Genomic DNA, 213 nt, shown 5'->3' on the forward strand with positions numbered 1-213 from the left:
CGTTCATCATGAGCCGGCTGCCCGCGGTTCCCCGGTGCATCCGGAGCGAGACGAATCCCGGCTGGGCCCGCATGAACTCCGCCTGCCTCCGGAAGAGAGACAGGAACTCCTCGCCCCTCTCCTCGGGGACGAAGAAGGTGTTGGCCAGGACGATCGGCCCGGTCCTCTCCTTGAACTGCGCGAACATCGGCGTCATCTCGTCCAGGCTCTGCA

At 65.7% G+C, this 213-nt stretch carries 1 protein-coding gene; it reads right to left on the bottom strand.

Annotated elements, in window-relative coordinates; all coding sequences use genetic code 11:
* Window positions 1–213: antibiotic biosynthesis monooxygenase family protein (locus tag IG64_RS37370; protein WP_234438758.1), on the bottom strand; the 213-nt coding region annotated here is incomplete at both ends.

This window comes from Streptomyces sp. NRRL S-340 (assembly GCF_000720185.1).
Classification (GTDB): domain Bacteria; phylum Actinomycetota; class Actinomycetes; order Streptomycetales; family Streptomycetaceae; genus Streptomyces.